Raw genomic sequence first — 8,269 nt, 5'->3', positions numbered from 1 at the left:
ACCGGAGGAAGCCAGGCACCCCAACCCCAACAGATCCTCTACCCGTACGGGCGAGTGCAACGGCCCAACCCAGATCCTACGCACAACGGTTACCAGTTCGACGGATGATTCACCGGCAACACCGCCTACAACTTCAGTACACCCGTCACCGAAAACATCATGCTCGCCGCTCGCTGGACCAGCAAAACCCCAGAAACACGTGGACCATCAGCCCCAACAAAGGGAAGCCAGCCAGGCGATGAGACCACCACCATCGCCCCGCCATACAGCCGCAACGGCGTTAAATTGAACCAAATCAGCAATTCAATTGGATCTGGCAAGATGCACAATAGTGTTTCCTTGGCTGTGGGCAGCGACGGTAACACGTACGCATGGGGACACAACACGTCTGGTCAGCTTGGCAACGGCACCAGAAGCGGCTTCAACGGTGCGAATCCTGTTCCTGGGTGTGCATGCGACCCGAACAATCCCGAAGATACAAGCAAAAGCTTGAAAAGCGTTCAGATCAGCGCCGGTTTTGAGCATTCCATGGCGATTGATGCCCAAGGAAACACCTGGTCGTGGGGATGGAATTATTGGGGCGAACTCAGACAGAATACGACGAATGATGATATTCTTCGCCCAGCCCGAACATATAATCCCGACAATCCCGCTATCGCCTTCAAAGCCAGCCAAGTCAGTGCAGGATATGATACTTCCTTAGCTATAGATATCAATGGGGTTGCATGGTCGTGGGGACGAAACGATTACGGCCAACTTGGTTATACCAACTATGACAGTTCCACTGTTCACAGACAACCAGCAAAAGTGCGAAATCCTGCATCCCCAAACAACACTGATCTAAGTCTGAACAGCACTCTGGTCAGTGCGTGAAATTGGGATTCTCTGGCTATCGGCAAGGATGGATACACGTATGCATGGGGATACAACGGCTATGGTCAGCTCGGCAACAACAGCTACAAAGATGCCTATGCCCCGGTGTTAGTGGAGTTCAACCTGTCTCGGGCGATCAGCGCAGCCAGGTTCGACACTAGCCCCGGCACGAATCTGACCAATATCAGCAACAGCGTCACCGTGCTCACGCCTGCGCACGTGCCGGGCACGGTCACGGTCAGCGTGGACTACACGATGGGCGGCTCAGGACAGACTCTGACCGATACCTCCCTCAGATACACGTCCCTGTCTGCAGGTGTGCTCCCCCGGGCCGGAGGGGAAGGCATCATGCTCGCCCTGGCTACCGGCATGACCGGCATGGGCGCGATGCTGGCCTCCCGCCGCCACCGGAGAGAGCAACACCGCCTATTGCACGCTTTGCACGAGTAAGAAAGGCCGGGGGCATATATCACCCCCCCCCCCACCTCCTGCCAGAATAAGGGGAGCAGGGAAGCAAGCGTCACTAAAGGCTCAAATCCCCAAGTGGGCCGACGCCCCTCCCGCGTCCCCACCACACTTATTGATCAACCACACGACAGCGATAAAGGAAGCAACTGCTCTTGACGTTGGAGGTTATTGTTTCGTGTCAGGAACAAAACCTAGGGTTGTTTGCTACTTGTTACCCATGCTTGTCTGGGTCGTCTTTTTGCAGACCAAGCAAGAGCAAGCTGCTATAGTCGGCTGCTTTGAGATGCTGAAACCCCCACCGATTCAGTTGTTTATCAGCGTTCTATGGCCAATCAGTGATGAATATCGTGGCGGGGGCGAGATTCAATAGGGTAATGCTCACGCAGCGCTTTCACCAGTGATGCGATTAATCGGAATTACTATGCTGCCGTAAAAACCGACGATGACACGGTCTATAAACCAGATAATTCCAAATCACTTACCACAAATTACTTCGTGTGTTGCTTTTTAACTTGGTGGTATGGTGAAAATAGGGGTGTCGGAAAACAGATGGCTTTCCGCTATGGCTCGTGCAATCTGATGCTGAGTCGGCATTGAAAGACAGAAGGACTTTCCGACAGACAAGACGTTATGTGCAGGCGGCTTTGACACCGCTTGACGTTTGGTGAAGGGGTTTTGGTTTCATGCATATGGTTTTCCGTCTGCGCCGCATCTTGGCAATGACGACCGTCCTGCTGAGCCTACTGACAGGTCTGAGCGTCGCATCCGCCCAGGCGGACGCTCCTGTACTCACCGGGGGGGGGGGGGTCGTCAGACCCCTCGCGTAGCTAAACAAACCCCAGGCATTACCCCCAGCAGCACAACCAGCACACCACTGCCCTCACCATCGGTATTACAAGCCACCACACCATTAAGCCCAACAGCGAGTCCAGTCACCCCGTCATCAACGACGGGAACACTTGACAGCACAAACTCCGTTGCGGCTAAATCATCAGAAAAAACGGATGATCAAGATGCACACGAGGTGCACTTCGACCCGGCCGACGGCAGCACACCAACCAAAGCAGCCGTGAAAACCGGGTCTTTAGCCACCTCTCCGGAAAAGAATCCGCAACGTAAGGACTTCCGGTTCGACGGGTGGACGCTTGACGGCCAGCCCTATGACTTCCAAACCCCGGTACTCCGGAATATAACCCTGAAAGCTCAGTGGTCGAAAATCACGGACTGGACGCTGAGCCCGGACCACGGGCCCGCCTCCGGAGCCCGTCTGACCATCAGCCCGCCCGACAAGCAAGAACCACGTTTCAGCAATATCCACGCCGCAGGCGACCAGACTGTCGGACTGACCGGCGATGGCAGAATCTACATATGGATGCAGGAAAGCACACCAAAGCAGGTCCCCTTCCCCACCCATACTGCCGACGGGTTCCATTACCTGCAGGCCGCAGCCGGCAGCCATTGGGATGCCGCTTTAGGATCCGACCACCAAATCTACACCTGGACCAGCGCGCAAGCCACGCCCACCATCCTCAACACTGACCAGAACACCGGGTTCACCAGCATCAGCATGCACGATGATCAGCTGCTAGCGGTGGACCGGCAAGAACAAGTCCACCTCTTCCAAACCGACCCAATAGACAACCAGAGCATAAAACCGACAGAACAAGCCGCAACCAGCCTGCCCGGAAAAGCGCAGGCCATCCTCGCCGCCGCCTCCAACAAGCGGATCCTCATCTTGGACGCGGACGGACAGGCCTGGACCTGGGAGACGAGCAAGATTGGAAAAGCCGAACCAGCACGCGTCAAGCAGGACCAGGGCAGACGCATCATCCAAGCAGCAGCTCTCAACCAAGGGTTCCTCCTGGCCGCGGACGGTCAGGCTTGGTACCTGGCCGACGGCACAACCAACATGAACCTAGTCGGCTTGCCGGACGGCGCGCAGACCAGCTGGATCATCGCCAACGAGGACCAGGCCTTGATCACAGACACAGAGGGACGCGTTTGGACGTGGAAGCCCAGCGAAACGCCGATGCGCGTATACAACGGGAACCAGCAGTACGTACAAGCCGCCAGTGTTGGCAGCAAGATCACCGCCATCGACAAGCATGGCAGCATACTTACGTGGAGTCTGGACGCTCAAGGCCAACTCAGCAAACCGGTCAGGCTCAACACCACTCAGGCGTCCACCCTTGAATCAGCCAGTATGGACAGCCAGCCGCTGAAACTCACCGGAAAGAATCATACCTGGCAGGCAGATGCCCCAGCCCACAAGCCCGGACCAACCACCATCACACTCGTCGGCAGGCAGGATGACCAGACCTTCACCAAAAGTCTCCAATACACCGTAGACCAGCCGCTGACCAGGGACACCGAAACAGAAACCAGCTACACGGTTTACTTCAACACAGGCGAGGGAGACCCGACACCCAGCAACCAGAAGGTCTCCTATCCGTACGGCAGGGTACAGCGGCCCTCCCCCGATCCGGCCCGTCAAGGCTACCTGTTTGACGGGTGGTTCATCAAAAACGTCGCCTACGACTTCAGCAAGCCTGTCACAGACAACCTCACGCTCACCGCCAAATGGACACCCAAGAACCCGGGCAACACTTGGAAGATCAACCCTGACAAGGGTGGCCAGCTTGGCGGGCAACAGACCACCATCACCCCACCCGCCAATATCAGCGGCATCAAATTCAACCAGATCAGCAGCTCAAAAAGCACTTGGTTTGCTTTTTCCTTGGCTGTGGGCAGTGATGGAAACGCCTACGCTTGGGGGAACAATGACTATGGCCAGCTTGGCGATGGGACCACTACTCAACGAGACAAGCCGGTCGTGGTGAAGAAGCCCAATCCCATGATATATACGAATCTACCAAATGATTTCACCTATGTACAGGTTAGCGCCGGAGATGGCCATTCGCTTGCCCTGGGCAGCGACGGATACGTGTACGCCTGGGGAGACAACACATATGGCCAGCTTGGCAACAATACCAACGGCGGTTATTCCACTGCTCCCTTGCGAGTGCGTGACCCCGCTACCAGCTCCAATGCGACCACGGGACTGAAGTCCATACAAGTGAGTGCCGGAGGCGAACATTCGCTGGCAATTGATGCAAATGGAAGCACCTGGGCATGGGGACGTAATCACTATGGCCAGCTCGGCAACGGCACTAGCAGTGCGTCTAATGTCGCGAATTCTATTCCGGTACGCGCAAAATTCCCCATAACTGAGGACAAAGATGTGAAAGTAATACAAGCAAGTGCCGGGTATGAGCATTCGCTGGCAATCGACACTGAAGGCAACACCTGGGCATGGGGATACAACAGGTATGGCCAACTCGGCAACGGCGATAGTAGTACAAATACCGCTCCTACGCTGGTGCAATACCCCAAGAAAGAGTCAGGCAGCGTTACAGCTGTACAGGTCAGTGCAGGAGGCTGGCACTCGCTCGCAATCGACACTGATGGCCAGGCTTGGGCATGGGGATACAACTATTATGGCCAACTCGGCAACGGGAGCACCAGCGGCAAAAACGCGAATTCTCTTCCCGCGTCCGTACAATTCCCCACCACCGAAAACAAGGAGGTGAAAGTAATACAAGCAAGCGCCGGATTTAAGCATTCGCTGGCAATCGACGAGGAGGGAAGGGCCTGGGCATGGGGGAGTAACGAGTATGGCCAGCTCGGCAACAACACCACGAATGATCAGCATTCTCCGGTGAAGGTATTCGCCTCCACCCAATCCACAAGCTCACCAGGCCCATGCTTGAACGCTACACAGATCAGTAGTGGAGGCTGGCATTCGTTGGCAATCGACGAGGAGGGGAGCGCCAGAACATGGGGATACAACTACTATGGCCAACTCGGCAATCCCGACGCAGGGAGTCGGAGTTTAGCCCCAGTACCAGTAGTGTTCAACCTGCAGCCGGTGATCACCGGCATCACATTCGACCGCACCGTCGTAAAGGACCTACCCAAAAGCCAAGATGACGGCAGCGTCACAGTGGTCACACCCGCTCATGAGCCGGGCACGGTCACGGTCAGCGTCGACTACACGCTGGGCGGCGCAGCCCAAAAGCCGGACACCACCCTCAGATATACCTACACGCCTTTGGGCGTGCTCCCTCAGGCCGGCGGGGAAGGCATACTGCTCGCCCTGACCACCGGCATGATCGGCATGGGGGGTGTCATAGCAGCTCGTCGCTACCGGAGGGAACAGCGACAGCTGTCACACGCTTCGCACGAGTAAGAAAGACCGGGACGGATTAATCCCCCCGCCTCGGCCTCACTGGGGGCGCACGGAGGCGAGTGTCATTCAAGGCTCAATCCCCAAGGGAGCCGACACCCCTCTCGCGCCCCCACCACATCTATCAATCGACCACCGACAGCAATAGTGGAAGCAGCAGCTTTTATCGCGCGCAGTCAGCCGATTATCCTGCATCGGGAACAAACCTGACAACCGGTCCATTATTGGCCGACAAGTTTAAAGCAGATGGTCGTTTTGCCGATCAAGCAAAGACATAGCGGCGTCAATCTGAGGCACGTTAATGCAGTCGAATCCCCCAAGATGTTGGGGCCCTCCAGACTAGATCCACCCTTCAGCCTCTATCGCCAGGCACATGTTGAACTTCGTGAAGGAGATAAGAGCCAATAGGAGCGATGCTTGCGTGCAGCTCCATCAGTAATGCAATTAATCGGAATTGCTGTTATGCCATAAAAACCGACGATTACACGGTCCATAGTCCAGATAGTTCCAAATCGCTTACCACCAATTGCTTCGTGTGTTGCTTTTTAACTTGGTGGTATGGTGAAGATAGGGGTGTCGGGAAACGGCTGGCTTTCCGCTATGGCTCGTGCAATCTGATGCTGAGCTGGCATTGGAAGAAAGAATAGTTTTCTGGCAGACAAGACGTTATAGGCGAGCAGTTGGCTTTGCTTGGTGTCGGTAAGGGGTTTATAAGTCATGCATCTGGTTTCCCGTCTGCGTTCCGTTTCGGCGATGATGATCGTCCTACTGAGCCTGCTGGCAGGCTTGGGCGTCGCGTCCGCCAACGCAGCGGACGCTCCTATCCTCACCGGGGGGGGGGGGTCGTCAGACCCCTCGCGTAGCTGAGCAAAATCCCGCCTCTTTCCCCAGCAGTGCATCAAATACTCAACTTCCCTCGCCATCGCCTCTGACAACAGCATCGCCGTTAAGCACCGCAACAGCAAGCCCAAATGCTCCCTCATCGCCGACGGGCAGTACAGGCAGCGGCGAATCAGCTCCGGCCAAATCAACAGAAACAACGGATGCTCAGGCCGCGCACGTGGTGCGCTTCGACCCGACCGACGGAAGCAAACCAACACAGGCAAGCGTGAAGAATGGGATTCTCGCCTCCCCTCCGGAACGAAATCCGCAGCGTGAGGGCTTCCGGTTCGACGGGTGGACATATGACGGTCAGCCTTTCGACTTGCAAACCCCCATCCTCCAGGACACGACCCTGAAAGCCCAGTGGACCAAAGTCACAGACTGGACGCTGAGCCCGGACCACGGGCCCGCCTCCGGCACCCGCCTGACCATCAACCCGCCCGACAAGCAAGAACCACGTTTCAGCAACATCCACGCCGCAGGCGAGCAGACTGTCAGCCTGACCGGCGACGGCCGCATCTACACATGGACGAAAGACAGCCCGCCCAAGCAGGTGCCCTTCCCCGCCCAGGCTCCCAGCGGGTTCCATTATCTGCAGGCCGCAGCCGGCAGCCGGTGGCAGGCGGCCCTCGGCTCCGACCAGCGGATCTACATCTGGAACAGCGGACAGACTGAACCCGTAATCCTCAACACCGACCGGAACACCGGATTCACCAGCATCAGCACGGACAATGACCGGCTTCTGGCGGTGGACCGGCAGGGACAGGTCCACGCCTACCATGCTGACCAGGCCAGCAACCAGGACCAGACCCCGGAATTCACCCAGCAGGCCGCAACCGGCCTGCCCGGGCAGACGCAGGCCGTCACCACCGCCGCCTCCGACAAGCGAATCCTCATCCTGGACGCGGACGGGCAAACCTGGACCTGGAAAACGGCCTCGGGAAACGCCAGGCCTTCACGCATCGAACAGGAACCGGGCATGCGCATCATCCAAGCCCAAGCCCTCAACAAGGGGTTCCTCCTCCTGGATGCGGACGGGCAGACCCAGTACCTAAACGACAGCTCGACCAAAATAACAGCCGCCAGCCTGCCGGAAAGCATGAAAGCCCGATCAATCACCACCAACGGCAGCCAGGCCATCATCAACGGCACGGACGGCCAAGTCTGGACCTGGAAGCCCGGCAACAAACCCGAGCGGGCGGACGACGGCAGCCAGACCTACATGCAAGCCTCCGAAGCCGACGGCAGAATCACCGCCATCAGTAGACAAGGCAGCCTATACCAGTGGAAACTTGATGAGCAGGGCCAGCCTGACAAACCAAAAAGAACCATCATCACACAGGCACCCACACTGGAATCAGCCAGTATGGACGGCCAGACGCTCACACTCACCAAGACCGGCGACGCCTGGCAGACGGACATGCCCGCCCGCGAGCCCGGACCAGCCTCAATCACCATCACCGGCAAACAATACGGCCAGCCCTTCACCAAGAACCTCAACTACACGGTCGACCAGACCCTGACCAGAGACACCACTACAGACACCACCCACACAGTCACCTTCGACACGGGCGAAGAAGGCACCAAGCCTGAAGACCAGAGTGTCCCCTACCCGTACGGCAGGGCCAAACGGCCCTCCCCCGACCCGGTACGCGACGGCTACCAGTTCGACGGATGGTTCACCGGCAACACCGCCTACGACTTCAGCAAACCCGTCACCCAAAACCTCACCCTCACCGCCAAATGGACCCTCAAAGACCCCAACAACACCTGGAAAATCAACCCCGACAAAGGCAGCCA

At 57.2% G+C, this 8,269-nt stretch carries 3 pseudogenes; all 3 read left to right on the top strand.

Annotation, left to right across the window (positions count from 1 at the left end):
• Positions 1-1,323, top strand: a pseudogene (locus AC0AP0_RS06340) (RCC1 domain-containing protein); the annotation flags it as partial.
• A 701-nt stretch (positions 1,324-2,024) separates the two neighbouring features.
• Positions 2,025-5,590, top strand: a pseudogene (locus AC0AP0_RS06335) (RCC1 domain-containing protein).
• A 714-nt stretch (positions 5,591-6,304) separates the two neighbouring features.
• Positions 6,305-8,269, top strand: a pseudogene (locus AC0AP0_RS06330) (InlB B-repeat-containing protein); the annotation flags it as partial.

Source organism: Bifidobacterium sp. POST2/T3 (B1), from assembly GCF_058197115.1.
This window is presented reverse-complemented; position numbering and strand designations above follow the sequence as displayed.